This window comes from Nocardia citri (genome assembly GCF_054065835.1).
Genome location: NZ_JBSUQM010000008.1, coordinates 140,314 through 162,552, shown reverse-complemented (window position 1 = coordinate 162,552; position 22,239 = coordinate 140,314). Strand labels below are relative to the sequence as shown.

Genomic DNA, 22,239 nt, shown 5'->3' with positions numbered 1-22,239 from the left:
TCGACCCCACCGGTGTTCGTTGTGCAGTCTGCCCGGTCTGTGCGGTCGAGCCCGGAGAGGCAGCGCACGTAAGCGCGGGAGGGCTTCGCACAGACCAAATCGGATACCGAGCGGCTATGCCCGACCGAAGGCGAGCGCGACGTTGTGCCCACCGAAACCGAACGAGTTGTTGATGGCGTACTCGATCTCCTGGCGGCGGGCTTCGCCGTGCACCACATCCAGATCGATCTCCGGATCCTGGTTGTCCAGGTTCAGCGTCGGCGGGACGAGGCCGTCACGGATACTGAGCACGGTCAGCACGGATTCGAGCGCACCGACGGCGCCGATCGAGTGACCGAGTGCCGACTTCGGCGCGTACACCGAAGCATGGTTGCCCACGGCCTTGTTGATCGCGTTCGCCTCGGCGGTATCGCCGATCGGGGTAGCGGTCGCATGTGCGTTGATATGGGTGATGTCCTTGGGCGTCAGACCCGCGGTCTGCATCGCCCGCGTCATCGCCCGGGCGGCGCCGTCACCGGTGGGATCGGGTGCGACCAGGTGGAAGCCATCGGAGGTGATACCGGCGCCGAGCAGGCGCGCGTGGATCGTCGCGCCACGAGCCTTGGCGTGCTCCTCGGTCTCGATGACCATCAGCGCACCGGCCTCGCCGAAAACGAAACCGTCGCGATCGGAGTCGAATGGACGCGAGGCGCCCTTCGGATCGTCGTTGCGGGTGCTCATCGCGCGCATCATGGTGAAAGCCGCGATCGGCACCGCGTCGATGAAACCCTCCACGCCACCGGTGACGACCATATCGGCGTCACCCATGACGATCATTCGCCATGCGTTGGCAATGGCCTCGGAGCCCGATGAGCATGCCGAGACCGGAGTGACCACTCCTGCCCGGGCCTTCAATTCGAGACCGACTACAGCCGACGGGCCATTCGGCATGACCATCTGAACGGCCAGCGGCGAAATCTTGCGATAGCCACCGTTCTTCAGCTTGTCGACCGAGTCGATGAGCGCGTCACCGCCACCGAGCCCGGTGCCGATCGCCACACCCAGACGCTCCGGGTCGACCTCGGGGCTGCCCGCGTTCTGCCAGACCTCGCGACCGAGTACGGTCGCGAGCTGCTCGACGTAGGCCATGCGCCGACATTCGACACGGCTCAACAGGGTCTCTGGCCGTACCTTCAGGTGACCGCCGATACGGACCGGAAGGTCGTACTCCTCGACGAAGGAGTCCTCGAGAACGTCGATACCGCTCTCGCCGTTGAGGAGGCCCTTCCACGTCGCATCGACATCACCAGCGATCGACGTGGTCGCCGCCAGGCTTGTAACGACGACGTTGGGGAAGTTCCCGTTCAAGGTGGAAGGAGTGGTCACAGTGTCGGCCCTACTCGGCGTCGAACTTGGCCTTGAGCTCAGCGGCCGCCTCAGCGTTCTCGGCCTCGAGCTTCTGGATGTAGGCGACGGCGTCGCCGACCGTCTTCAGACTGGCCAGATCCTCATCCGGGATCTTTACGCCGTACTTGTCCTCGGTCTGAACCGCGATCTCGACCATGGACAGCGAGTCGATGTCCAGGTCATCGACGAAGGACTTCTCGAGCGTCACTTCGGAGGGCTCGATACCGGTCACCTCTTCGATGATCTTGCCGAGTTCCTCGACGATTTGTTCCTGGGTCAGAGCGGCCACTTCGTGGCTCCCTTCTTATCTACTTTGTAGGGCTTCACTGTTGTTTTTCGAATCGAGCGAGTCGATGGTTACCGTCTGCTCGGTCACGATCGTGTATTGGGTTACACAGTCGCCGGGGGAAAGCTAGCCGGAAATGGTGAGCCCGGCCAACGCGGGGAGGTCTTCGGGGGTCTTCAACGCCAGTGTCGGTGTGCCCTTCAGTTCCCGTTTTGCGATGCCGACGAGCGTGCCCGCCGGCGGCAGCTCCGCCACTGCCGAAACCGCCGCTCGTCGGACAGTCTCGGTGCACAGGTCCCACCGGACGGGCCGGGTGACCTGCGCCGCGAGCTTAGCGACCGCATCGGCGCCGGAGGCAACCGGCTTGCCGTCGAAGTTCGACAGCAGGGTCCGAGTCGGGTCGTTCGGCACGATCATTGCTATGGCTTCCGTCACAGCGTCCTGGGCCGGGGCCATGAACGCCGTATGGAACGCACCCGCGACGGGCAGCGCACGCACCCGCGCCTTCTCGGGCGGGTTCGCGGCAAGTTCCGCGAGGGCGGTCAATCGTCCGGCGGCCACGATCTGCCCCGCGGCATTGCGGTTGGCCGGGACGAGTTCGAGCTGTTCGAGCCGTGCGAGCACGGCGGCCTCATCGCCACCGAGCACCGCGGACATACCGGTCGGCTCCAGCGCGCACGCCTTGGCCATCTCCGCACCGCGGATGGCGGCCAGCCGCACCGCATCGTCGGCGGAGATGACTCCGGCGACTGCGGCGGCGGCGAGCTCACCGACCGAATGTCCAGCGACGATAATATCGGCCGGAAGCGAATCCGGCTCGATTTCCGCGAAGGCCAGCAGCGCTGCGGCGACCACAAGCGGCTGGGTAACGGCAGTATCGGTGATCTCCTCCGCGGTCGCGGTGGTGCCGAGGCGAACCAGGTCCAGACCAGAGGCCTTGGACCAGAGGGCGAGGCGATCAGTCGCGCCGGGAAGGTCGAGCCAAGGCGCGAGCATGCCGGGTGTCTGGGACCCCTGTCCAGGGGCGAACAACGCGATCACACCTCTAGGAAACACTGTGAGGTGCGCCGCACGAGATGTCGACGCGAATGAACCTTGCGGAGCGCTTTTGTGGAGGTTCCACAAAAGCGCATGTGGGTTTTCCGGATCGACCGTCTCCCCCGATCTGTTACACGCCTTCGTGACCCACTGAGAGTTGAGTGACTTCTGGGGTAGAAGTTGATGATTCGTTACGGGTTCGTGTCAAACGACCCACTGTGGCGGCGATCCGGAGCACGTACGCATCCCTCGGATTCATCGGATCACGGCCCGTGATCTCGGCTATCCGCTTGAGTCGATAGCGAACGGTATTTGGATGAACGTACAGTTGACGTGCACAAGTCTCGACCGCGCCACCGCAATCCAGATAGGCCTCGAGCGTGTCGGCCAGCGCGGATCCCGCAGCGGCCAACGGAAGGACAAGGTACTCGTTCAGCGCGTCGATTGCAGCTCGGTCACCCAATAGGGCCCGCTCCGGTAACAATTCCGCAGCGTGCACCGGTCGCGGAGCCCCGCGCCAGCCGACGACGGCCTCCATTCCGGCCAGTGCCTCCACCGCGCTGGCATGCGCCGCGCCCAGAGTGCGCGTGGTCGGGCCGATGACCACCGGACCGTCGGAGAACACCTCGGCCAGCAGATCGGCGAGAAATGGTGAGACATACGAGGTATCGCCCAGATTCCCGCTGACCACCATCACCAGCCGGGAACCCTGGACGACGGCCAGCGCCGCGCGACCGTGCCGTGCGGCGATGGCGTGCACCGAGCCGACCATCGAGACGCCCTGATCCCCCGGTGGCGTACCGACCAGCACCGTCGCCGGTGCGGTGGCGTCCCAGTTCAGCGTCGCGGCCCGCGACAGCATGTCCGGGCCGGTATCGCCACGGACCACGGCATCCACGACCAGCGCCTCGAGCCGGGTATCCCAGGCGCCACGGGATTCCGCGGCGCTCGCATACACCGAGGCGGCGGCGAATCCGAGCTCGCGCCCGTAGCGCAATACCGCCTCGGTGAGTGCGACCAGCTGCCGGTCGTTGCGCGCCAGCGCGGGCAGCCATTGTTCGAAGAACTCCATGGCCACGCGGACCATGTCCACGGTCTGGCGCAGCGTCAGCCGCCGCGGCAGATCATGCGGGATCACCTGGAAGGCGTCCAGGCTGAACCGGATATCGCTATCGGGATCCTGTAGCCATTCCAGGAAGTTCACCACCGCGGTCTGCACCAGCATCTGCACGCCCGCGCGTTGCGCGGCGTCCAGATCGGCGAAGAACGGCAACCGATCCTGCATCGACCCGACCGCCTCGGTGGAGAGGCGTCCGGAGAACTGCTTCACCCGTTTGAGCAGCGTGTCCGGCAGTGGGTCGCGGGTTTGCCGGTTCGGGGACAGTGCGCCCGTCGGCAGATACACCTCGTGCTCGGAGGAGCCATCGGTGATCCGACGCGGCCGCGGCGGTTTACGTTCCACCATCCAATCGTCCGCTATGCGAGTTCATCTTCGGTGCCGGGAGCCGACTTCGGCGCGGCGCCGACATCGTCGATGCGGTATTCGGCCGCCGCCTCGACAGCCTTGGCCGGATCGATCTTGCCGGTCCGGCCGAGTGCGGCCAAGGCCGCGACCACGATCGACTGCGCGTCGACGTTGTAGACCCGACGCGCGGCGGGGCGGGTATCGGAGAAACCGAAACCGTCCGTGCCGAGTGTGGTGAAGTCGCCGGGCACCCACTTGCGCACCTGATCCGGCACCGCACGCATCCAGTCCGTCGCGGCAATATACGGACCCTCGACCCGCGCCAGCGCCTGGGTGACGTACGGGACACCCGCATCGGTGCCCGGATCACGCAGCTGGGCGACCTCCTTGTCGAGTGCCTCCTTGCGGAGCTCACCCCACGAGGTCACCGACCACACATCGGCCTGCACACCCCACCGCTCGGCGAGCAGCGCCTGGGCGCGCACACCGTCGGGCACCGTGACGCCCGAGACCAGGATCTGGGCGCGCACCGTGCCCTCGCCGCCGCGCTTGTACATATAGATGCCCTCGAGCAGTCCGGCGATATCGAGATCGTCGGGCTCGGCGGGCTGCACATACGGCTCGTTGTAGAGGGTGATGTAGTAGAAGATGTCCTCGCCGCCGAAGCCGCCCGCCGATCCGTGCGGATGCGTGCCGGGCAGCGCGCCGGGACCGGGCTCCCGGGTGCCGCCGCCGTACATCCGACGCAGACCATCGCGCACGATGTGCGCGATCTCGAAGGAGAACGCCGGGTCGTAGGTGACCACCGCCGGGTTGGTGGATGCCAGCAGCAGCGAGTGGCCGTCGTTGTGCTGCAGCCCCTCACCGGTCAGCGTGGTTCGCCCGGCTGTTGCGCCGAGTACGAAGCCGCGGGCCAACTGGTCCGCCGCCGCCCACAATCCATCGCCGGTGCGCTGGAATCCGAACATCGAGTAGAAGATGTACAGCGGGATCATCGGCTCGCCGTGGGTGGCGTACGAGGTGCCCGCCGCGGTGAACGATGCGGTCGATCCGGCCTCGTTGATGCCCTCGTGCAGAATCTGCCCGACAGCACTCTCTTTGTAGGCAAGCATCAATTCCGCATCGACGGAGGTGTACAACTGCCCGTTACGGTTGTAGATCTTCAACGAAGGGAACCACGAGTCCATACCGAAGGTACGGGCCTCGTCCGGAATGATCGGCACGATCCGCTTGCCGATCTCCTTATCCCGCAGCAGCTCCTTCATGAGCCGAACCAGAGCCATGGTGGTGGCCACGTTCTGCTTGCCGGAACCCTTGCGCACCGACTTGTACGCCTCGTCCCCGGGCAGTTGCAGCGGCTTTGCCGTGGTGCGTCGTTCGGGCAGGAAGCCGCCGAGCGCCTTGCGCCGATCGAGCATGTACTGGATTTCGCGCGCCTGCATGCCCGGGTGGTAGTACGGGGGCAGGTACGGATCCTTCTCCAGTTCGGCATCGGAGATCGGAATCCGCTGCAGGTCACGGAAGTCCTTGAGGTCCTGCAGAGTCAGCTTCTTCATCTGGTGCGTGGCATTGCGGCCCTCGAAATGCTTGCCGAGGGTGTAGCCCTTGATGGTCTTGGCCAAGATCACCGTCGGCTGACCCTTGTGCGCCATCGCGGCCGCATACGCGGCATAGACCTTGCGGTAGTCGTGACCACCGCGCTTGAGGTTCCAGATCTCCTGGTCCGAAAGATCCTGGACCAGGGCCTTGGTGCGTGGGTCACGGCCGAAGAAGTGGTCGCGGACGTAGGCGCCGTCATTAGCCTTATAGGTCTGGTAATCGCCGTCAGGAGTTGTGTTCATAAGGTTCACCAGCGCGCCGTCGCGATCGGCGCCGAGCAGCGCGTCCCACTCCCGGCCCCAGATGACCTTGATGACATTCCAGCCCGCGCCGCGGAAAAACGACTCGAGCTCCTGGATGATCTTGCCGTTACCGCGCACCGGGCCGTCGAGGCGCTGCAGGTTGCAGTTGATCACGAAGGTGAGGTTGTCCAGCCCCTCGTTCGCCGCCACCTGGATCAGGCCGCGCGACTCCGGTTCGTCCATCTCGCCATCGCCGAGGAAGGCCCAGACGTGCTGATCGGAGGTGTCCTTGATGCCACGGTCGTGCAGGTAGTGGTTGAACCGCGCCTGGTAGATGGCATTCATCGGGCCCAGGCCCATCGACACCGTCGGGAACTCCCAGAAGTCGTTCATCAACCGCGGATGCGGGTACGACGGCAGGCCGTGGCCCGGACCGCCGTGGCTGTACTCCTGCCGGAAGCCGTCCATCCGATCGGCCGACAGTCTGCCCTCGAGGAAGGCACGGGCGTAGATGCCCGGCGAGGCGTGCCCCTGGATGAAGATCGAATCGCCGCCGCCGGGATGGTCCTTACCGCGGAAGAAGTGGTTGAAGCCGACCTCGTAGAGCGCCGCCGAGGAGGCGTAGGTCGAGATATGGCCGCCGACACCGATGCCGGGACGCTGCGCCCGGTGCACCATGATCGCCGCGTTCCAGCGGATCCAGGCCCGGAAGCGACGCTCCACCTCTTCGTCGCCGGGGAACCACGGCTCGTTCTCGGTGGGGATGGTGTTGACGTAGTCGGTGGAGGTCAGGGATGGAATGGCGACTCTACGCTCACCGGCACGTTCCAACAGCCGGAGCATGAGGTAACGCGCGCGGCCCGGTCCTTCCCGGTCGAGCATGTCATCGAACGATTCGAGCCATTCGGAGGTTTCCTCCGGGTCGATGTCCGGTAGATAGGACGCCACCCCTTCGCGGATAACCCGCACCCGCCCGCCCGTGGGCGGAACGTTCGATCCGTTCGGATCCCGCGGCGCGGAGTCGGTGCCAGCGGATTTCACTGGCGCGGAAGAGTGGATCAGGTCGGTCAAATCTGCTCCTCGTACAGGGGTGGACAAGCTGATGGGCGTCTGTTCCCCGGGCGGCACACTTGATTGGCGGACCACCCGTTTTACGAAAGGTTCGGGCGCACCTCCATCCTTGCGGAAGTTGTGGCCCAGGTCATCATGTCAGGGGCATCTGCAGTACGGTTCCGCAGGGAACGTGAGTCGGGGACCGCCGGTGACACAGAGAGGCACGGAGGACGATGAAGGTGCTGGACCCACGCGGGTTCGGAGCGGTATGCGCGGCAGTGGCGGTCGTGGTCGGCCTTACCATCGCCGGATGCGCGAAACACGTTGACGGCGTTGCCAATCCGAATCCGTCGGAGCTAGCTGCCTACAAGACCGCGGCCGCCTCGTCCTCCGCGGCGGCGACCTCCTCGCGCAAGGCCGCGGCCCAGGCGCAGGCGATCAGCGACAACTGTAATCAATTCCCCACGACTACGGGTGTCGGCGTTTCGAAGTACAACGAATTCGTAGACGCCCACGATGCGAACGCCGCGGACTACAACGCCAAGCGCGATACCGCCGCCAAAACCCTCGAGGACGCCGCGACCAAGGTCGAGAGCGGAGTGAACAACGCCAACGGCGCACTGCCCGCGGACCTGCAGGCGAAGTTCGCCGAATACGTCGCCGCCGCCCGCCAGCTCGCCGCGGAGACTCGCAAGATGACCTACACCGCCCCCGTCGGCGCGCTCAACGATGCGAGCAAGCGGGTCAACGACGCGCGCAACGCGGTCAAGGACGCCTGCCCGAAACGGTGAATTCGTCCCACGAACCGGGATGAGTGGCGAAAATCAGCCTACGACACGAGATTGTCACGCGACATTCCATGGGTATTTCGTCCGATCAGCTTGCGCTCGAGGCGATAACCATGTTCGCTTGCAACTACCTATTGTCTGGAGTTGAGGAGGACACCACCGTGGTCGCCGCGGCGGACGCGCAGAATTACGCTCAGAAGCTTGGCATTACACACGGCATGGTTGTCCAGGAGCTGGGCTGGGATGAGGACACCGACGACGACCTGCGGGCCGATGTCGAAGAGGCCAGCGGTGGGGAAATGGTCGACGAAGACTCCGACGAGGTTGTCGACGCCGTCCTGCTGTGGTGGCGAGAAGGCGACGGCGATCTGGCGGATGAGCTGATGGAGATCATCAGTCCGCTGGCCGACGAAGGCTTCATCTGGGTTCTCACCCCCAAGACCGGACAACCTGGTCATGTCGATCCGAGCGATATCGCCGAAGCGGCACCCACCGCGGGTCTGACGCAAACCTCGGCGATCAGCCTCGGTGCCTGGTCGGGCAGCCGCCTCGTGCAGCCCAAGGCACCCTCGAAGCAGCGCTGACCGCTTTCGCTATGGTTTCGCCGGGCGGTGCACCACCGCCCGGTGTAGCCCGACACGATGGAGGATCAGTGATGCCAGTCAAGGTTGGCCCGCTGGAAGTCGGCACGCTCGCGCCGGATTTCACGCTCAAGGATCAGAACAACCAGGACGTCACGCTCGCGGACTACCGCGGCAAGAAGAACGTGCTGCTCGTGTTCTATCCCCTCGCCTTCACCGGGGTCTGCCAGGGCGAGTTGTGCAAGGTCCGCGACGAGTTGCCCAAGTTCCAGAACGATGATGCGGAAATCCTGGCCATCTCGGTCGGCCCGCCACCCACTCACAAGATCTGGGCCGCCGAGCAGGGCTACATCTTCCCGCTGCTGTCCGACTTCTGGCCGCACGGCGCCGTTGCCCAGTCCTACGGCGTCTTCAACGAGAAATCCGGCTACGCCAACCGCGGCACTTTCGTCGTAGACCGCGCCGGCATCATCCGCTTCTCCGAAATGAACGGCCCCGGAGAGCCCCGTGACCAGGCGGCTTGGGAGAAAGCGCTCGCCGCGCTAGAGTCCTAGACCGGCCCGTCGGTTACCCGCCGACGGATCCCGGGCGTATAGCTCAGTGGTAGAGCTCTGGTTTTACACACCAGCGGTCGGGGGTTCGAACCCCTCTGCGCCCACAGACGTAGCAAGCAGTCAGAGGCGTAGTTGCTCGCGCAGCCCTCCCTACACCCGTGCCATGGAGCAAATGTGGTCAGGCGCCTGCGGCTATCTTCGCCCCTGCTGCAGGCCCGAGTCGATGTAGCCGCTCTGTATCGAAGTCGGTGGGTGACGAACCGGCGCCCCTACTTCTGCGCATCCGATCGGAATAATGGAACTGGCACAGGAATCCTGAGACCCCGACCGGCTCGTGCACGGGCTGAGTTCACCGCGTGCGTGGGCCTGGAATACGGAGACCGGCCCGAGGCCGCCGCCCTCTCTCGGATGTCGCGCCGGCCGCGCGTGCTGCGCATCCCCTGATTCGGATTTTCGAAGCACTTCCAGCGTGCCCGTATTCAGAGCCATGCGAAGTGCAGCACCGTGTAGCAATGGCTGATCGGGTAGCGGGCCATGGCGTTTTGGAAGAATATGAGGATGGGACCAGCGTCGGGATACGCGTTCCTCGACTGGCCGACGCCCATCGCCTTCGCGCATCGCGGCGACGCCACTCAGGCACCTGAGAACACGATGCTCGCGTTCGAGGCCGCGGTGGATTCGGGCTATCGCTATGTGGAGACCGATGTACACGCGACACGAGACGGAAGGCTGGTCGTATTCCACAATCGCGATCTCGACGGTGTCACCGACTCGCACGGAACGATCGAGCGGCTGCCGTGGGCGTATGTCGCCCGTGCGCGGGTCGCGGGAGGCGAGCCGATCCCGCTGTTGGAAGAACTCCTGGGGACCTGGCCGCAGCTGCGGGTGAACATCGATCCCAAAAGCGATGCCGCCGTCGCGCCCCTGATCGACGTGATCCGCCGCTGCGGCGCCATCCATCGAGTCTGTATCGGATCGTTTCGTGAGCGTCGCCAGATTCGGGCGCGAGCGGCGCTGGGCGAACAGCTCTGCACCTCGATGGGGCCGGTTGCAGCGATGCGGTTGAGCGCGTCGTCGCTGCGCTGGCCGGCTGGACGGCTGGTTGCGCCCTGTGCGCAACTGCCCGCGCGGCTTGGTGGACTTGCGTTCGTGAACGCCCGGCTGATCGGCGCCGCCCACCGGCGCGGCATCACGGTGCATGCCTGGACCGTCAACGCCGAGGCGGAGATTCGTGGGCTCCTGGATATCGGCATCGACGGCATCATGACCGATCGGCCGACGGTATTGCGCGAAATACTCGCGCAACGCGGGCAGTGGACCCCGGCGTAGCACCCACCACCTGAGGCCGATCTCCAACGTTTCCGCCCGCTGCCGCGTCGACCGCACAAGAGGGGAGCCGATTCTTGTGCTGACGCGGCCCTCGATAGCATCAATGGCCGTACCGATCGAGGAAACGCCGAGGGGTTTTTGTTGACTACCGACCATCTTGACCGCTGGAACGCTCACGAGGCTTCGGCGGAAGCGATGATTCCGATCATCGGCAGGCTGTATCGCGAGAAGGGGGTGACCATCCTCCTGCACAGTCGGTCGCTGGTGAATAAATCGGTGATCAGCATTCTGCGGACACATCGGTTCGCGCGGCAGATCGAGGGTGAGGAGCTGTCGGTCGAGCAGACGCTGCCGTTCCTCGAAGTGCTCAGCGCGCTGGATCTGGGGGCATGCAAGATCGACCTCGGCCGGTTGGTGATGGCCTATCGCACCGACGATCGCGGGCTGTCGATCCCCGAGTTCACCGCCGCGGTCCTGGCCGATGTCACCGACGGCAACAAGGCCGAGCCGCAAGGGCCGCGCGACGTGGTGCTGTACGGCTTCGGGCGGATCGGCCGGCTGGTCGCTCGGCTGCTCATCGAGAAGGTCGGTTCCGGCAACGGGCTGACCCTGCGGGCCGTGGTGGTGCGCAAGGGCGGTGAGGGTGATCTGGCCAAGCGGGCGTCGCTGCTGCGGCGGGATTCGGTGCACGGACAGTTCAATGGAACGATCAAGGTCGACGCCGAGAACGACACGATTATCGCGAACGGCAACGTCATCAAGTTCATCTACAGCGATGATCCGACGACGATCGACTACACCGAGTTCGGGATCAACGAGGCGATCCTGATCGACAACACCGGTAAGTGGCGTGACCGTAACGGCCTGTCGCAGCATTTGCGTCCTGGCATCGCGAAGGTTGTGCTCACCGCGCCCGGCAAGGGTGACGTACCGAATATCGTGCACGGCGTCAACCACCGCGACCTGGATCTGTCCGAGCAGATCTACTCGTGCGCTTCATGTACGACCAATGCGATCGTGCCGCCGCTCAAGGCGATGGATGACGAGTTCGGCATTGTGCGCGGTCATGTCGAGACGGTGCATTCGTTCACCAACGACCAGAATTTGCTGGACAACTTCCACAAGGCCGACCGTCGTGGTCGATCCGCACCGTTCAATCTCGTGCTCACCGAAACCGGCGCCGCATCCGCGGTCGCGAAGGCGATGCCGGACTTCAAGGCCAAAATCACCGGTAACTCGATTCGCGTTCCTACCCCGGACGTCTCGGTCGCGATCCTGAACCTGCAGCTCGAGCGGGAGGTCACCACGAGCGAAGTGCTCGAGTACCTGCGCCGCGTATCGCTGTCCGGACCGCTGAGCCGCAACCTCGACTACACCGCGGCCACTGATGTGGTCTCGAGCGATTTCATCGGATCCCGCGCGGCGTCCATCGTCGACGCCAATGCCACCATCGTCGACGGCGACACCGCGATCCTGTACCTCTGGTACGACAACGAATTCGGCTATTCGTGCCAGGTGGTGCGGACGGTGCAGTACATCTCGGGCATCGAGTACCCGACCTATCCGCAACTGGGCGCACCGGACCGCGCGGACGTTCCCGTGGCCGCCGCCCGGTAATCCGCACGGCCACACGCTCGGCGTCAACCCGATGCGGCCGCGGCGTCGGGTTGCGCGGCGGAGATTTGCCGACCTCGCGCCTACGAAGCCGAGCGTCTGCGCACCCGACTGACGGTGAAGACACCGACGGTTTTCCGGAAGGTGGGCAACCTCTCCGGCGGAAACCAGCAAAAGGTCGTACTCGACCAATAGATCTTCACCGAACCGATTTGCTGATCCTCGACGAGCCGACCCGCGGGATCGACGTCGGCGCCGAACAAAGATTGAATCCGACGTCAACTTCAACTACCCTCTGAGCCATCCGGCGGCTCGCGCCCCGGCGCGGGACCCGGCCAGCGCGCATGAGCATGGAGGTTTCTGGTCGTGAAGAGCCGAGAGGTACATCTGGTGGCCCGGACCACCGGGATCGACAACACGGTCGATGCCTTCCTCGGCCTGCTGCGCGGTGCCAATACCGGCAAGATGCTGATCCGGCTGAATGCCGAGGAGAACTGATGCGCGTGGCGAACACGGTCGCGATTGTCACCGGCGCCGCGGGCGGCATCGGTGCGGCCATCGCGCAACGCATGCTCGAACACGGAGCCCGGGTCCTGATCACCGATCGCGACGCGGACCGGCTCGCGGCAACCGCACGTCAACTGGCCGAGGCATTTCCCGGCGCAGTCTCCGGACAGGCCGCGGACGCCGCATCCGAATCCGATCTCCGCAAGCTCATCGACCGATCCGGACAGCAGCACACTGCTACGAACCCCGAGCTGATACACCTATCTTGCGGCGCAGTCGCTTTCGACAGCTCGCACCGACGATCGGAGTCTCGATGGACCTGTTCACCACGTCCGAACGCACCCAGAAATACCAACACGATCTGCGCGCCTTCATGGACGAATGCGTGTACCCGGCCGAGTCGGAGTACGAGAAGCAGATGACGGCCGCCGGCGATCCGCACCACCATCCGCAGATCGTCGAGGACCTCAAGGCCGAGGCTCGCGGCCGCGGCCTGTGGAACCTTTTCCATCCGCATCCCGAATGGGGTCCGGGCCTGACCAATCTGGAATACGCCCCGCTGGCCGAGATCATGGGCCGCAGTGCGCAGCTGGCACCGGAGGCCTGCAATTGTTCGGCACCCGACACCGGCAATATGGAGGTGCTCACCCTCTTCGGCACCCGGCAGCACAAGCAGCGCTGGCTGGAACCGCTGCTGAACGGCACCATCCGTTCCGCATTCGCCATGACCGAGCCCGCCGTCGCCAGCTCCGACGCCACCAATATCCAGCTGCACATGGTGCGCGACGGCGACCATTATGTGCTCAATGGCCGGAAGTGGTTCGCCTCCAACGCATTACACAAGAACTGCAAGGTGCTCATCGTCATGGGCAAAACCGATCCGGACGCGCCGACGCACCGCCAGCAGTCGATGATGGTCGTCCCCATCGACGCACCCGGTGTCACGGTCATGCGCAATCTGCCGATCTTCGGCTACGCCGACCGCGAGGGCCACGCCGAGATCGATTTCACCGACGTGCGGGTTCCCATCACCGATGTATTGAAGGGCGAGGGTGAGGGTTTCGCCATCAGCCAGGCCCGGCTCGGCCCGGGCCGCATTCACCACTGCATGCGTGCCATCGGTATGGCCGAACGCGCGCTGGAGCTGATGTGCGCCCGCGCCGAATCGCGAACCACCTTCGGGCAGAAGCTGAGTGAGCGCGCCAATATCCAGGACTGGATCGCCGAGGCCCGCATCGATATCGAGCAGGCGCGACTGCTCACGCTCAAGGCCGCCTGGATGATGGATACCGTCGGCAATAAGGCGGCCCGGACCGAGATCGCCGCGATCAAGATCGCCGCACCGGAGATGGCGCTGCGGATCGTGGACCGGGCGATCCAGGTGCACGGCGGTGCCGGCGTCACCGACGACTTCCCACTCGCCAGCATGTACGCGCACCTGCGGACATTGCGTCTGGTCGATGGACCGGACGAAGTACACAAACGGGCCATCGCACGCGCCGAACTCGGTAAGTTCCGGGCCACCGTCGGCGGCGGCGCATAGGTGCATACCGTCACATTCGCACCTCAGACCGTCGGCGCACCGGCGACATAGAGCACTTGTCCGGTGATATACGACGCGCCCTCGCTGACGAAGAACGACACCGTATGCGCGATATCCTCGGGCTTGCCGACGCGTCCCACCGGAATCTGCGCGACCAGGGTCTTGCTGAAGTCCTCGAACGAAACACCCATGCGCTCGGCGGTGGCGGCGGTCATCTCGGTTTCGATGAATCCCGGCGCGATGGCATTCACGGTCACGCCGAACTTGCCGAGTTCGATCGCGAGCGTCTTGGTGAAGCCCTGCAATCCGGCCTTGGCCGCGGCGTAATTGGCCTGACCACGATTGCCGAGCGCCGAAGTGCTGGACAGATTGATGATGCGCCCCCATTTCGCCTCGGTCATGTACTGCTGGGCCGCGCGGCTCATCAGGAAGGATCCGCGCAGGTGCACGCCCATGACCGCGTCCCAGTCGTCGACGGACATCTTGTAAAGCAAGTTGTCGCGGATGATGCCGGCATTGTTCACCAGGACGGTCGGTGCGCCCAGTTCGGTGGCGACCCGCTCGACGGCCGCGGCGACGGCCTTTTCGTCGGCGACATTCGCGCCCACGGCGAGTGCCCGGCCACCCGCCGATTCGATCGCAGCGACAACGGTTTCGCAGCCAGCCTCGTCGAGATCTAGGACGGCGACCGCGAATCCGTCCGCGGCCAGCCGCTTGGCGGTGGCCGCGCCGATGCCGCGCGCGGCACCGGTCACGATGGCGCTACGGGTTGTCCGACTGCTCATTACGGTTCTCCTTGTCGAATTCGATTGGCACCGTTCATGGTTCGAAGATCAACCGGCCGGCGCTCGCTCAGTCGGCTGCTTTCAGCTGAAGAGCGTTGAACCACAACTGATTCAGCGTTTTCACCAGTTTCTCGAAGGAGACGTCGCGACCCTCGACGAAGACGAAGTACGCCATCCGGCTCACCATGCTCGACAAGGCCAGGGACGTGGCCTCGGGATCCAACTCGGCGTCGGCCAGACCCCGATCCTGCAGATTCCGGATCATCTCGGCATTGCGCTCGACGAATGCCACGGCGCGCTCCAAGCGCAGCACCCGAAACTTCTCATCGATCTTCGACACTTGCTCCAGCACAGCCATCAGCCGCGCATTGCGCCGATACGTGAGCAGATACTCGCGATTGGCGGCAGCGATCAGCTCGCGCGGGTCGTCGATGCCGACCCGCGCGCGGACGTGCGGGTGCAGCATTTCCTCGCGCACCTGCTCGACGACCGCGGTGAAGATCTCTTCCTTACTGTCGAAATAGGTGTAGAAAGATCCGGAAGCGACCCCGGCGGCCTTGGAAATGTCACTGATCCTGGCATCGAGGAAACCGTCGCGTTCGAACACCTCGCGCGCCGCGGCCACCAGCGCGGACCTGGTGCGCATGCCACGCTTACTCCGCGGGGGCACCCGACCGGGCGGGTCCTCGGTGGCTTCCTGGGCGTTCACTGCCTCACTCGCTATCGTCCGGCTCGCTGACGTGGTGGATCGTAACAGCGCACGCGGCTCCCGGGACCCCGCAGTCAACGCGGATCGGCACAAGATCCACGGATCGTCGTCGCCTGGCACGACGCGCAGCAGGCCGCACCGGCGGCGGCCGCCGAACGAAATCTGCCCTTGCTCGTACTCGCGCCGGGCGCACCTGGCGATCCCGCCGGGCGGCGTCGTGGGCCTCGGCACTGTCCACCGCGATATCGTTCGCACGCGACTTCCACACTGCGCAGACCATCCAGATGGAGCTGGCTCGTCCGGCGCCTGCGCGCCGCCCTCGGCTCGGAGCTATCCGGAATTCCCAGGGCGGCAATCGAATTCAGGCCGATACCGCAGCCCGGATATTCGGCAGACCGAGGTTGTCGCGCAGCGTGGTCCCGCTGTACTCGGTGCGCAATACACCGCGGTCCTGCAGTAATGGCACCACCTTGTCGACGAATTCATCGATACCCCACGGCACCAGGTGCGAACCGAGGATGAAGCCGTCGGAGCCATCATTGTGGACGAAGGTGTCGATCTGTTCGGCGACCTGGGCGGGAGTGCCGACCAAGGGCCCGCGTTCGAACTGATCGATCACCACCTCGCGCAGGCTGAGCTTCTTCGCCTCGGCCACCTGGCGCAGGCGCTCGACCGTGGCGAAACGGTCCTGATGGAGGAAGGCGCGCCCCTGGATGATCGGTGGCGCATCGGGATCCGGATCGATATCGGGTACCGGGCCTTCTGGGTCGTAGCCCGATAGATCGCGGTTCCAGATCTGTTCCAGCAGAATCAACGCGGTCTGTCCGGTGACCTGCTCGTCGCGCACGGCGTGGAACTTCTCGATCGCCTCGGCCTCGGTATCGCCGAGTACGAAACTCGCCGACGGCAGGATCTTGATGTCATCGGCCGCACGTCCCGCCGCGACCGCGCGCGCCTTGATATCGCGGTAGAAGTCCGCCGCCTCCGGCAGCTTGCCGTATGGGGAGAAGATGGCATCGGCATTGGCAGCGGCGAAGGCACGGCCCTGCGGTGAGACACCGGCCTGCAGGATCACCGGCCGCCCCTGCGGGCTGCGCGGTACGGTGAACCGCCCGGAGATGTCGAATTCGTTGCCGTGGAAGGCGAATGCCCCGGCATCCGGGCGGGCCAGGAACCGGCCGGATTCCTTATCGGCGACGATATCGGCGGCGTCCCACGAATCCCACAGGGCGCGAACGGCATTCAGCGTCTCCTCGGCCCGCACATAGCGATCGGCCGGATCGAGGAAGCCGCCGCGGCGGAAGTTCTGGCCGGTGAAGGCGTCGAAGGAGGTCACCACATTCCAGGCGGCACGACCGCCGGACAGGTGGTCCAGGCTCGCGAACTGGCGGGCCAGCTCATAGGGCTCGTTGAAGGTGGCGTTGATCGTGCCGGCCAGCCCGAGATGTTCGGTGACCGCGGCGATCGAGGCGAGCACGGTGAAGGTATCGGGGCGGCCGATGATGTCCTGATCGAAGATCTTGCCCGCCCGTTCGCGCAGGATGAGACCTTCGGCGAGGAAGAAGAAGTCGAATTTGCCACGTTCGGCGGTGCGCGCGGTGTGTTCGAAACTGCTGAAATCGATCTGGCTGCCCGCCTCGGGATGCCACCAGGCGGTGTGGTGGTTGACGCCGCCGAGGTAGGCGCCCAGGATGACCTGCTTACGTGGAGTACTCATGCTGACCTCGCAGTCGCGTAGCGGTTGGGAACGTCGGTGGGCAAGCCGAGCAGTGCGCGCAGCGAACCATCCGGATAGCCGGTGCGGAACACACCGCGGCGTTGCAGGACGGGAACGAGGCGGTCGGCGATGGCGCGCAGATCGTCGAGCGCGACACCCGGCCGCAACCGGAAGCCGTCGATCCCCCGCTCGCTCCATTCGGTGAGCAGTTCGGCGAGTTCGTCGACGCTACCCGCGAAAATTCCTGCATCCGAAATGAATTCGGCACCGGCGAGCTCGTTCAACCGCGCTAGCCGCTGCGGACCGGTCGCTTCGTCGGTATCGAGGAACACCACGATATCGGCATAGACCCGCAGCGGTTCGCCGGCGCGATCGACGCGCGCCGCGGCAGCCGCGATCTGCTCCACAATCGCGCCGGGCCCCGCCTCACGACTCGGCGTCACAAAGGCCAGATCCACTGAGCGAACCGCGAATTCGTAGATCAGCGGACCGTGTGCCAGCGCCGCGACTACCGGCTGGCCCTGGGGCGGACGCGGTGTGATGGACGGCCCGCGGACGTCGAAGAAGCGGCCCTCGAAATCGATGTAGTGCAGTTTGTCGCGATCGATGAAGCGGCGGGTGGCCACATCGCGGATTTCCGCATCGTCCTCCCAGCTGTCCCACAGCCGTCGTGCCACCTCGACCGCATCGGCCGCCTCCTCGAACAGATCGTGCAGTTGACTCGGAAACGCGCCCGACGCAACAGCTTCCGCGATCTCGGCGGCGGTAAGTTTGCGCACTTCGCGTCGGCCGAAGTGCGCGGCCTCCTCGGCGCTGCCGGAAATCCGCACCTGCCAGCCCGCCCGGCCGCGTGAAGTGTAGTCGAGGGTGGCGATCGCTGTGGAGACGTGGAACGGTTCGGTATGGGTGACCGTCACGGTCGGAATGAGTCCGATGTGCCGAGTGACCGGCGCGACCCGCGCGGCGATCAGATTGGCATCGATCCTGGCCCGAACCTGGTCCACGGCGTCATCGGACGGCTCGTGCGGCGTACCCGGAATCCGCAGGGTGTCCTCGATGCTCACGAAATCGAGCAGTCCGCGCTCGGCGGTGGCGACCAGATCCGTCCAGTAGCTGGGACTGAACAGTTCGTCGGGTCGGGAGTTCGGCTCCCGCCATGCTGCCGGATGCCAGCCCGCTCCATCGAGCGCGACGCCGACATGTAGTTGTTTCGGTGCCATCGTCTCCCGTTCCTGTGCATGAGCGAATGTCATGTCCTCCCAACGCGCGCGACCACGGCGAGCCGCACTCGAGCGTTGGTCGTCGGTGCCGCCGACCGGTGGCCGCGCTGCCGCTCATGACTCCGCGCAGTCCGCATTTCGCCTGGCCACGCGATAATCGTGGTGGCGGACAGGTGGCGTGATCGCGCCCGCTCCGGGTGGCGTCAACGGTTGAGATCAGCTCGAGCGCTGGGAAATACGTTGCGAGCGGGTGGAATCCATCGGATAGAAATTCGGCTGAGCACAACCGGTGCCGATACTCGTGCGCCACGCTAACGTTCTCCGTCGGACCTGTTGCGGAGGAGTGCGCGATGACCACCGAGTCGACCATCGACATCAATACCCGACTGCACCCGCTCGACGATCCGGTGCGGGCATCGCTGCGCGGCGTGCACCGCCGCTTCGCCAAGTGGGTGGGCCGTATCGGCCGCTACGACCCGGATGTCGCCAGGTTCATCGGCCATCCCCCGGTATTGGACAAGCAGGACTGGGCCGATCTCGCCACCCTGCTCGGACCGGGCGGTAGCACCGCACTACGCGGCGAGGGCCACGTACCGCCGGATGGGTGGACTGTGTTGAACGAATTCGGTTCGGTGCAAATGGACGGCACCGCACTACGCGTTGCCCACGATCCGGAACTGGAGGTACTCACCGCCGTGAATGTGCCGGAGATTCTCGAACTGATCGCCCGCACCGAACCCGGTCCGTATGCGCCTCGAACCATTGAAATGGGCACCTATCTGGGGATTCGGGTGGACGGCAAGCTGGTGGCGATGGCGGGCGAGCGCCTGCACCCGCCGGGCTGGACCGAGATCAGCGCGGTATGCACCGACGCGGAATTCCGCGGCCGTGGCTTCGCCTCCCGGCTTACCCGCGCGGTCGGCGCGCGGATCCGGGCTCGCGGCGAGACACCGTTCCTGCACGCCGTCGCCCACAACGCGACAGCGATCAGTTTGTACGAGACGCTGGGATTCACGCTGCGCAAGCGTTCGCTGTTGACGGTCGTGCAGGCGCCATCGTCCACCGGCTCCGCGTCGACGCCGAACTGACCACCTACAGCGCGCGGCGATGTTCGGCGTCGACCACGCATTCAGCGCGCGGGTAGCGCAGGCAGTGCCAGATTCTCGCGGACATCGTCGAACGCATCCGCGCGCCCACCCCGAGACGGAACATCACTCGTAGTGTGCGGCCGAGTCGGGTCCTACGCGTTCTGGGCGGATCAGAACCGGCTGTCGATCAATTTCGTTTCCGCGATGGCGAATACGGTGTCGCTGATCTTGCCCAGCGCAGCCAGCAGCACAATCGCCAGCAGCATGATGTCGGCGCGGCCGCTGTTCTGGCTGTCGATCAGCAGGAATCCGAGTCCTTTCGACGAGGCGATCAGTTCGGCCGCGACCAGGAACAGCCAGCCATTCGCCAGACCGAGTCGCAGGCCGTTGACGACCGCGGGTGCCACCGCGGGCAACTGGATCGTGCGCAACAGCGCGGCCGGGCGCAGTCCATAGGCCCGGCCGAGTTCGGTCAGGTGCGGATCGACCTGTGCCAGTGCCGATGCCGTTGTCGTATAGATCGGGAAGAACGCACCGATGGCCACCAGCACGATCTTGGGTTCCTCACCGATACCGAGCCACAACAACAGCAGCGGCACCCACGCCAGCGAGGGCACCGTACGGAACAATCCGACGGTCGGCGCCAGTAGGACGCGGGCTATATCGAACAGCCCGACCACCGCACCGAGCACCAGTGCGATGAGCGCGCCACTGGCGAATCCGAGCAGCACGCGCTGGATGCTGATCGCCAGATGACTCCATAATTCATCCCGCCGCAACAACTCCCGCAGTGCGGCAAGCACTTGCGCGGGCGGCGCGAGCTGGCTCGACGAATACAGCCCGGCCGACGTCACCCCTTGCCACAGCAGGAGCAGTAGCACCGGCACGACCAGACCGAGTGCCACCCGGTCCCAACAGATCCGGCGCGTAGCACGCGGCGGGGCGGTCGCGGTCACCGAATGGCCTGCTGCTGTGCGAATTTCGGCTCGAAGAGGGCGGCGAGTGCGGCATCGGCGGCCTCCTTCGAGCGCACGTCACCGTCGGCCACGATGATCGGCACGATCGGGGTGAGCACCGCCCGCTGGGACTCGCCCGGCACCGGGTCGACCTTCAGCACGGTCCGCTCGAGGGTTTCCTCGGCGACATCCAGGGAGGTCTTCGATTCGGTCGCCAGCAGCTGCGCGAGTTCATTCGGATGCGCCAGCGCCCAAACCCTGGCTTGCTCATAGGCATTGACGACGGCCTGCACCCGATCCGGATGCTGTGCAATGAAATCGGCTCGGGCATTGAGCACGCCATAGGTCTGAAAGTTGGCGTTGCGGTATAGCAATCGCGAACCCTGCTCTTGACGGGTCTGCGCCATATAGGGATCCAACCCTGCCCAGGCGTCGACATCGCCGCGTTCCAGCGCGGTCTTGCCATCGGCGTGCTGTAGGTTGGTCACTTCCACATCCTTGGCGGTGAGCCCCGCCGTCTGCAGTGCTTGCAGCAGTGTGAAATAGGCGTCGGTGCCCTTCGTCGCCGCGATCTTCTTCCCCTTCAGCTCGGCCACCGAGGTGATGGGTGAATTCTTCGCGACGACCAGCGCGGTCCATTCCGGCTTGCTGTAGACCGAAATGGTTTGCAGCGGTGTGCCATTGGCCTTCGCCAGCAGCGCCGCCGAACCCGCGGTCGAATTCACGTCGATCGCATCGGCGCGCAGGCTTTCATTGGCCTTATTACTGCCCGCCGAGAATACCCAGCTCACCTTGGCACCGGACTTCTCCAGCAGGTGCTGATCCCGGATGACCAGGCTCAGCGGGTTGTAGTAGGCGTAGTCCAGCCGCACCTCGTCCGCACCCGGCCCGGCCGCACCGGACTTTTCACCCTCCGCGCAGCCCGAGAGCAGCGCTACCACAGTCGCCGCGACGGCTGCCAGGACGATGGTAGGTCTCATCAGAGTGTCTCCTTGACGGTGGCGCGGCGCGCAACGCCGAGTCGATCGAGTAGGTCCAGCCGCAGGGCGGCCAATCGGGGGTCGGTATCGTCGCGGGGCCGGTCGGCGGCGATCTCGAGCGTCGCGCCGATCGTGAAACCCGTTGCACCACTGGCGGTCTCGAGTACCACAACGCGGTCGGCGAGACGCAGCGCCTCGTCCACATCATGGGTGACGAGTACGACCGTGATGCCCGCCGCGCGCTGTACCTCGTCGAGCAGGTCCTGCATCCGCAGCCTGGTCAGCGCATCCAGCGCCGCGAACGGCTCGTCGAGCAGCAGCACACCCGGGTGGCGAACCAGCGCGCGGGCCAATGCCGCTCGCTGCGCCATACCCCCGGATACCTGGCGCGGCCGATGTCCTTCGAATCCGGCTAGGCCGACGATCTCGAGCCCGCGCCGCACCTCGGCCTCGCCCTCGGCCCGCGACACGGTCGGCGGCAGACCCAGTGCGACATTGCCCGCCAGATCGCGCCACGGCAGTAGCCGCGGCTCCTGGAAAACCACCGCGCAGCGCGGGTCGATACCGCGCATCGGCCGACCGTCGAGCACCACCTCGCCCGCGGTCGGCTCGTCCAACCCGGCAATGACCCGCAGCAGCGTCGACTTCCCGCTGCCGGACGGACCGACCAGCGCGATCACCTCACCCGGCGCGATCTCCAGTTCGATATCGCGCAGGACGGTATGGGCGCCGAAACTACGGCCGAGGCCGCGCAACGCGACCCCGGCCGCACGACTGGCAGTGGGCAACACGGATACGC

The 22,239-nt window shown here is 65.3% G+C and carries 21 protein-coding genes and 1 tRNA gene; 10 read left to right on the top strand and 12 right to left on the bottom strand.

Annotated elements, in window-relative coordinates:
* Nucleotides 1–114: 114 nt before the first annotated feature.
* The 5 genes from ACW2Q0_RS14950 to aceE all read right to left on the bottom strand — a co-directional run bounded on the left by ACW2Q0_RS14950 (nucleotide 115) and on the right by aceE (nucleotide 7,087).
* Nucleotides 115–1,365 (bottom strand): KasA/KasB family beta-ketoacyl-ACP synthase, encoded by a 1,251-nt coding sequence (locus ACW2Q0_RS14950; RefSeq protein WP_457190370.1) that lies wholly within the window; start codon nucleotides 1,363–1,365, stop codon nucleotides 115–117.
* Nucleotides 1,366–1,375: 10 nt separating this feature from the next.
* Nucleotides 1,376–1,675 carry a meromycolate extension acyl carrier protein AcpM gene (gene acpM, locus ACW2Q0_RS14945; RefSeq protein WP_457190368.1) on the bottom strand — a complete coding sequence of 100 codons (300 nt, stop codon included), beginning with the start codon at nucleotides 1,673–1,675 and terminating at the stop codon, nucleotides 1,376–1,378.
* A 123-nt stretch (nucleotides 1,676–1,798) separates the two neighbouring features.
* Nucleotides 1,799–2,713, bottom strand: coding sequence for an ACP S-malonyltransferase (locus tag ACW2Q0_RS14940; RefSeq protein ID WP_457190366.1), 915 nt, complete (start codon nucleotides 2,711–2,713; stop codon nucleotides 1,799–1,801).
* 127 nt (nucleotides 2,714–2,840) lie between these two features.
* Entirely contained in the window at nucleotides 2,841–4,175 is a 1,335-nt protein-coding gene (locus ACW2Q0_RS14935) for a PucR family transcriptional regulator (protein WP_457190364.1), read from the bottom strand.
* 11 nt (nucleotides 4,176–4,186) lie between these two features.
* Nucleotides 4,187–7,087 (bottom strand): pyruvate dehydrogenase (acetyl-transferring), homodimeric type, encoded by a 2,901-nt coding sequence (aceE, locus tag ACW2Q0_RS14930; RefSeq protein WP_457190362.1) that lies wholly within the window; start codon nucleotides 7,085–7,087, stop codon nucleotides 4,187–4,189.
* 215 nt (nucleotides 7,088–7,302) lie between these two features.
* Between aceE and ACW2Q0_RS14925 the strand changes: the two genes are divergently transcribed.
* From ACW2Q0_RS14925 to ACW2Q0_RS14885, 9 genes are all read left to right on the top strand, one after another.
* Nucleotides 7,303–7,860, top strand: coding sequence for a hypothetical protein (locus ACW2Q0_RS14925; RefSeq protein ID WP_457190360.1), 558 nt, complete (start codon nucleotides 7,303–7,305; stop codon nucleotides 7,858–7,860).
* Nucleotides 7,861–8,018: 158 nt separating this feature from the next.
* On the top strand, nucleotides 8,019–8,441 hold the full coding sequence (locus tag ACW2Q0_RS14920) for a DUF3052 domain-containing protein (RefSeq protein ID WP_364390159.1): 423 nt from the start codon (nucleotides 8,019–8,021) through the stop codon (nucleotides 8,439–8,441).
* 71 nt (nucleotides 8,442–8,512) lie between these two features.
* The gene (locus ACW2Q0_RS14915) at nucleotides 8,513–8,992 is read left to right on the top strand and encodes a peroxiredoxin (protein WP_457190357.1); all 480 of its coding nucleotides are present in this window, start codon (nucleotides 8,513–8,515) and stop codon (nucleotides 8,990–8,992) included.
* Nucleotides 8,993–9,024: 32 nt separating this feature from the next.
* Nucleotides 9,025–9,096 (top strand) — tRNA-Val (locus ACW2Q0_RS14910).
* A gap of 454 nt (nucleotides 9,097–9,550) precedes the next feature.
* Nucleotides 9,551–10,321, top strand: coding sequence for a glycerophosphodiester phosphodiesterase (locus ACW2Q0_RS14905; protein ID WP_457190355.1), 771 nt, complete (start codon nucleotides 9,551–9,553; stop codon nucleotides 10,319–10,321).
* 141 nt (nucleotides 10,322–10,462) lie between these two features.
* A complete protein-coding gene (locus ACW2Q0_RS14900; protein WP_457190353.1) occupies nucleotides 10,463–11,938 on the top strand; it encodes a glyceraldehyde-3-phosphate dehydrogenase in 1,476 nt (491 codons plus the stop codon).
* 363 nt (nucleotides 11,939–12,301) lie between these two features.
* Nucleotides 12,302–12,433 (top strand): hypothetical protein, encoded by a 132-nt coding sequence (locus ACW2Q0_RS14895; RefSeq protein ID WP_457190351.1) that lies wholly within the window; start codon nucleotides 12,302–12,304, stop codon nucleotides 12,431–12,433.
* Entirely contained in the window at nucleotides 12,433–12,864 is a 432-nt protein-coding gene (locus tag ACW2Q0_RS14890; RefSeq protein WP_457190349.1) for an SDR family NAD(P)-dependent oxidoreductase, read from the top strand. The genes ACW2Q0_RS14895 and ACW2Q0_RS14890 overlap by 1 nt, the downstream gene beginning before the upstream one ends.
* Nucleotides 12,756–13,985: an acyl-CoA dehydrogenase family protein gene (locus ACW2Q0_RS14885; protein ID WP_457190347.1), complete on the top strand. Its 1,230-nt coding sequence runs from the start codon at nucleotides 12,756–12,758 to the stop codon at nucleotides 13,983–13,985. The genes ACW2Q0_RS14890 and ACW2Q0_RS14885 overlap by 109 nt, the downstream gene beginning before the upstream one ends.
* Nucleotides 13,986–14,008: 23 nt before the next feature.
* Here ACW2Q0_RS14885 and fabG read toward each other — a convergent pair whose 3' ends face one another.
* The 4 genes from fabG to ACW2Q0_RS14865 all read right to left on the bottom strand — a co-directional run bounded on the left by fabG (nucleotide 14,009) and on the right by ACW2Q0_RS14865 (nucleotide 18,416).
* On the bottom strand, nucleotides 14,009–14,770 hold the full coding sequence (gene fabG / locus ACW2Q0_RS14880; protein WP_457190345.1) for a 3-oxoacyl-ACP reductase FabG: 762 nt from the start codon (nucleotides 14,768–14,770) through the stop codon (nucleotides 14,009–14,011).
* A 67-nt stretch (nucleotides 14,771–14,837) separates the two neighbouring features.
* Nucleotides 14,838–15,416 carry a TetR/AcrR family transcriptional regulator gene (locus tag ACW2Q0_RS14875; protein ID WP_457190343.1) on the bottom strand — a complete coding sequence of 193 codons (579 nt, stop codon included), beginning with the start codon at nucleotides 15,414–15,416 and terminating at the stop codon, nucleotides 14,838–14,840.
* A gap of 424 nt (nucleotides 15,417–15,840) precedes the next feature.
* On the bottom strand, nucleotides 15,841–17,196 hold the full coding sequence (locus tag ACW2Q0_RS14870; protein WP_457190341.1) for an NtaA/DmoA family FMN-dependent monooxygenase: 1,356 nt from the start codon (nucleotides 17,194–17,196) through the stop codon (nucleotides 15,841–15,843).
* On the bottom strand, nucleotides 17,193–18,416 hold the full coding sequence (locus ACW2Q0_RS14865; RefSeq protein WP_457190339.1) for an LLM class flavin-dependent oxidoreductase: 1,224 nt from the start codon (nucleotides 18,414–18,416) through the stop codon (nucleotides 17,193–17,195). The genes ACW2Q0_RS14870 and ACW2Q0_RS14865 overlap by 4 nt, the downstream gene beginning before the upstream one ends.
* Nucleotides 18,417–18,766: 350 nt before the next feature.
* On the opposite strand from ACW2Q0_RS14865, the gene ACW2Q0_RS14860 reads away from it, so the two are divergent.
* The gene (locus tag ACW2Q0_RS14860) at nucleotides 18,767–19,504 is read left to right on the top strand and encodes a GNAT family N-acetyltransferase (protein ID WP_457190337.1); all 738 of its coding nucleotides are present in this window, start codon (nucleotides 18,767–18,769) and stop codon (nucleotides 19,502–19,504) included.
* Between the two features lie 170 nt (nucleotides 19,505–19,674).
* Here the strand turns inward: ACW2Q0_RS14860 and ACW2Q0_RS14855 are convergent, their stop codons facing one another.
* The 3 genes from ACW2Q0_RS14855 to ACW2Q0_RS14845 all read right to left on the bottom strand — a co-directional run bounded on the left by ACW2Q0_RS14855 (nucleotide 19,675) and on the right by ACW2Q0_RS14845 (nucleotide 22,231).
* Entirely contained in the window at nucleotides 19,675–20,373 is a 699-nt protein-coding gene (locus tag ACW2Q0_RS14855) for an ABC transporter permease (protein WP_457190555.1), read from the bottom strand.
* A gap of 83 nt (nucleotides 20,374–20,456) precedes the next feature.
* Nucleotides 20,457–21,440: an aliphatic sulfonate ABC transporter substrate-binding protein gene (locus ACW2Q0_RS14850; RefSeq protein ID WP_457190335.1), complete on the bottom strand. Its 984-nt coding sequence runs from the start codon at nucleotides 21,438–21,440 to the stop codon at nucleotides 20,457–20,459.
* The gene (locus ACW2Q0_RS14845; RefSeq protein WP_457190333.1) at nucleotides 21,440–22,231 is read right to left on the bottom strand and encodes an ABC transporter ATP-binding protein; all 792 of its coding nucleotides are present in this window, start codon (nucleotides 22,229–22,231) and stop codon (nucleotides 21,440–21,442) included. The genes ACW2Q0_RS14850 and ACW2Q0_RS14845 overlap by 1 nt, the downstream gene beginning before the upstream one ends.
* Between the last annotated feature and the right edge of the window lie 8 nt (nucleotides 22,232–22,239).

What these genes read in the sequence shown, in the direction of transcription:
- ACW2Q0_RS14905 (WP_457190355.1), top strand. Translation starts at nt 9,551, where the DNA reads ATGGGACCAGCGTCGGGATACGCGTTCCTCGACTGGCCGACGCCCATC.
- ACW2Q0_RS14890 (WP_457190349.1), top strand. Translation starts at nt 12,433, where the DNA reads ATGCGCGTGGCGAACACGGTCGCGATTGTCACCGGCGCCGCGGGCGGC.
- ACW2Q0_RS14865 (WP_457190339.1), bottom strand. Translation starts at nt 18,416, where the DNA reads ATGGCACCGAAACAACTACATGTCGGCGTCGCGCTCGATGGAGCGGGC.
- ACW2Q0_RS14925 (WP_457190360.1), top strand. Translation starts at nt 7,303, where the DNA reads ATGAAGGTGCTGGACCCACGCGGGTTCGGAGCGGTATGCGCGGCAGTG.
- ACW2Q0_RS14935 (WP_457190364.1), bottom strand. Translation starts at nt 4,175, where the DNA reads ATGGTGGAACGTAAACCGCCGCGGCCGCGTCGGATCACCGATGGCTCC.
- ACW2Q0_RS14850 (WP_457190335.1), bottom strand. Translation starts at nt 21,440, where the DNA reads ATGAGACCTACCATCGTCCTGGCAGCCGTCGCGGCGACTGTGGTAGCG.
- ACW2Q0_RS14860 (WP_457190337.1), top strand. Translation starts at nt 18,767, where the DNA reads ATGACCACCGAGTCGACCATCGACATCAATACCCGACTGCACCCGCTC.
- fabG (WP_457190345.1), bottom strand. Translation starts at nt 14,770, where the DNA reads ATGAGCAGTCGGACAACCCGTAGCGCCATCGTGACCGGTGCCGCGCGC.
- ACW2Q0_RS14915 (WP_457190357.1), top strand. Translation starts at nt 8,513, where the DNA reads ATGCCAGTCAAGGTTGGCCCGCTGGAAGTCGGCACGCTCGCGCCGGAT.
- ACW2Q0_RS14875 (WP_457190343.1), bottom strand. Translation starts at nt 15,416, where the DNA reads ATGCGCACCAGGTCCGCGCTGGTGGCCGCGGCGCGCGAGGTGTTCGAA.
- ACW2Q0_RS14870 (WP_457190341.1), bottom strand. Translation starts at nt 17,196, where the DNA reads ATGAGTACTCCACGTAAGCAGGTCATCCTGGGCGCCTACCTCGGCGGC.
- ACW2Q0_RS14885 (WP_457190347.1), top strand. Translation starts at nt 12,756, where the DNA reads ATGGACCTGTTCACCACGTCCGAACGCACCCAGAAATACCAACACGAT.